Below are 2,831 nucleotides of genomic sequence, written 5' to 3'. Positions count from 1 at the left end.
CTGGCCGCGGCCACGGCCTGACGGCCACGGGCCCCGGTCCGGCGGGACGGCCGCACCGGGGCTCGGGCCGCCTGCGCGGAGGCCCGTGGCCCCGGTGTCACGCCCTGGGCGGTGGCGAAGTCACCGTGCGGGCCGCGGGGAGTCGGACCGATGCCCTTTCCCGGGCCGACTCCAGGACGGCCGCGGCCACTTCCACCGTGCGCAGGCCCTCGCGCAGGGAGACGATGCCTGTCGCGCCCTTGCCGGCCACCGCGTCCCGGAACCGCTCGTGCTCCACGAGCAGCGGCTCCCGCTTGGGTGTCGCGTAGCGGATCATGTCGCCCTCGCTGACCCCGCGGAAGGCCGCGATCGCCTCCCACTCGGTCGCCACCGCGCCGTTCGCGTAGTACGTCAGGTCCGCCGTCAGCGTGTCCGCGACGAAGCAGCCGCGCTCGCCCGTCACGGCCGTGAAGCGCTCCTTGAGCGGGCTGAGCCAGTTGACGAGGTGGCTGACGAGGGTGCCGTCGGCGAGGTCGCCCGTCACCGTGACCATGTCCTCGTGCGCGCGGCCCGACTTGGACAGCGTGCGGGCCGACACCGACGCGTAGTCCTGTCCCGTCACCCAGCCGGTGAGGTCGATGTCGTGCGTGGCCAGGTCCTTGACCACGCCGACGTCCGCGATGCGGTGCGGGAAGGGTCCCTGGCGGCGGGTGACCACCTGGAAGACCTCGCCGAGCTCGCCCGCCTCCAGGCGTGAACGCAGGCCCTGCAAGGCCGGGTTGAAGCGTTCGATGTGCCCGACTCCGGCGACGAGGTCCGCCGTCTCGAACGCGTCGGCCAGGCGGCGGGCCGCGACCACCGAGTGGGCCAGCGGCTTCTCGATCAGCGCGCACACGCCGTGCGCGGCCAGGGCCATGCCGACCTCTTCGTGCAGCGCGGTGGGGCAGGCCACGACGGCGTAGTCGAGGCGCAGGGCGAGGAGTTCGTCGAGGGTGCGCAGGACCGGCACGCCGTTCGGCAGCGGTCCGCCGGCCATCGGGTCCGTCGCCGCCACGAAGTCGACGCCATCGAGGAGGCCGAGGACGCGGGCGTGGTTGCGGCCCATGGCGCCGAGGCCGACCAGTCCGGCCCTCAGTCGGTTCGTCACAGCTGCCCCGCAACGGAGTTGACGGCGTCCGCGACCCGCTCGACCTCACGGTCCGTGAGCGTCGGATGGACGGGGAGGGAGAGCACTTCGGCGGCGGCCCGGTCCGTCTCGGGCAGTTGGTCGCCCGTGCAGAACGGGGCCAGGCGGTGGATGGGGGTGGGGTAGTAGACGGCGCTGCCGATGCCGCGCTCGGCCAACTTGCTCTGCATGAGGTCGCGTTGGCCGTTCGCCACCCGCACCGTGTACTGGTGGTAGACGTGCCGCGCCCCGTCGGCGACGAACGGGGTGGTCACCGCGTCCGTGGTGAGGAACGCGTCGAGGCGCTTGGCGTGGGCGCGGCGGCGCTCGGTCGCCTGCGCGAGGCCGGCCAGCTGGACGCGTCCCACGGCGGCGTTCACGTCGGTCATCCGCATGTTGGCGCCGACGATCTCGTTGGCGTACCGCTGCTCCATGCCCTGGTTGCGCAACAGCCGCAGCGTGCGGGCGAGTTCGGCGTCGGCCGTGGTGACCATCCCGCCTTCGAGGGCGTGCATGTTCTTGGTCGGGTAGAAGCTGAAGCAGCCCGCGACGCCGTGCGCGCCGACCGGCCGGGCGTCCAGCGCGGCCCCGTGCGCCTGGCAGGCGTCCTCGACGACGGCGAGCCCGTGCCGCTGCGCCAGCGGGGTCAGTTCGGCCATGTCCGCGGGATGGCCGTACAGGTGGACCGGCATGATCGCCGCCGTACGGGGGCCGACGAGGGCCGCCACCGCACGCGGGTCGACGCAGTACGTCTGCGGGTCGATGTCGGCGAAGACCGGTTCGGCGCCCACGAGACGGACGGCGTTGGCGGTGGCGGCGAAGGAGAACGAGGGCACGATGACCTCGTCGCCGGCGCCGATGCCGAGTGCCAGCAGGGTCAGCTGCAGCGCGGACGTGCCGGAGTTGACGGCGACGCAGTGCGCGCCGTCGACCACCCGGGCCCCGAACTCCTCCTCGAACGCCGCCACTTCGGGCCCCTGGACGACGCGGCCGCTGCGCAGCACCCGCACCGCCGCCTCGATCTCCGCGTCACCGATGACCGGGCTCGCCGCCGGGATCGATGGTGCACCGTCGTACGTCTGCATGGTGATGTGACCCTTCCGTGGGGGTGCCCCGGCCGAAGACTGGGGGCGGCTCCGACGGAAGGGTTCAACCGGAGTTCATCGGGCCGAGTTGTGCCGTACGGCCACAGGTCACTCATTCGGCTCAGGTAGCGCACCCCGGCGCGGCCCCACCCACCCGCGCGTAGAGCACCAGCAGCCCGCTCTTGCGCCGCACCTGCGTCAACGGCACGAAGTCCCGTTTCAGCAGCGCGAGTTTGGCCCGTTCGCCGGTGGAGCCGGTGTGCCAGCCGGGGTAGCCGGCCTCCGCGTCGTAGAGGACCCAGACGCGGGGCAGGCAGTCCATGCGGGCGGCGAGTTCGCGGGGCGGGACGTCGAGGCCGTACAGGGTGCCGGAGGCGGCACCGGACGCGCGCAGCGACACGTCACGCAGGCCCGCGACCGACGCCGGGTACGCCTCCACGTAACGGCGTCCCGTCTTCGGAAAGTACAAGAGCGGGTCGCCGGGCTGGAGTTGGGCCCCGAGCATGCGGGCCACCGCGCCGAGGTCGTCGCGCCGGGCCTGCGGGGAGCGCTGGCGTTCCTGCTGCGGGAGCTGGGCCAGGAAGGCGACGGCGACCAGGCCC

Annotated in this window: 2 protein-coding genes and 1 pseudogene; all 3 read right to left on the bottom strand. The window is 73.4% G+C overall.

What is annotated here, in order from left to right; all coding sequences use genetic code 11:
• Positions 1 to 97: 97 nt before the first annotated feature.
• Positions 98 to 1,126 carry a Gfo/Idh/MocA family oxidoreductase gene (locus tag G3I40_RS21570; protein WP_164303782.1) on the bottom strand — a complete coding sequence of 343 codons (1,029 nt, stop codon included), beginning with the start codon at positions 1,124 to 1,126 and terminating at the stop codon, positions 98 to 100.
• Complete coding sequence (locus G3I40_RS21565; protein WP_164303781.1) at positions 1,123 to 2,229, bottom strand: DegT/DnrJ/EryC1/StrS family aminotransferase; 1,107 nt, start codon at positions 2,227 to 2,229, stop codon at positions 1,123 to 1,125. The genes G3I40_RS21570 and G3I40_RS21565 overlap by 4 nt, the downstream gene beginning before the upstream one ends.
• Positions 2,230 to 2,350: 121 nt before the next feature.
• Positions 2,351 to 2,831 (bottom strand): annotated as a pseudogene (locus G3I40_RS21560) (hypothetical protein); the annotation flags it as partial.

Origin of the sequence: Streptomyces sp. SID14478 (assembly GCF_010548525.1) — a bacterium.
Classification (GTDB): domain Bacteria; phylum Actinomycetota; class Actinomycetes; order Streptomycetales; family Streptomycetaceae; genus Streptomyces.
The sequence above is the reverse complement of the archived record's forward strand: the minus strand, read 5'-3'. Positions and strand labels throughout refer to the sequence as shown.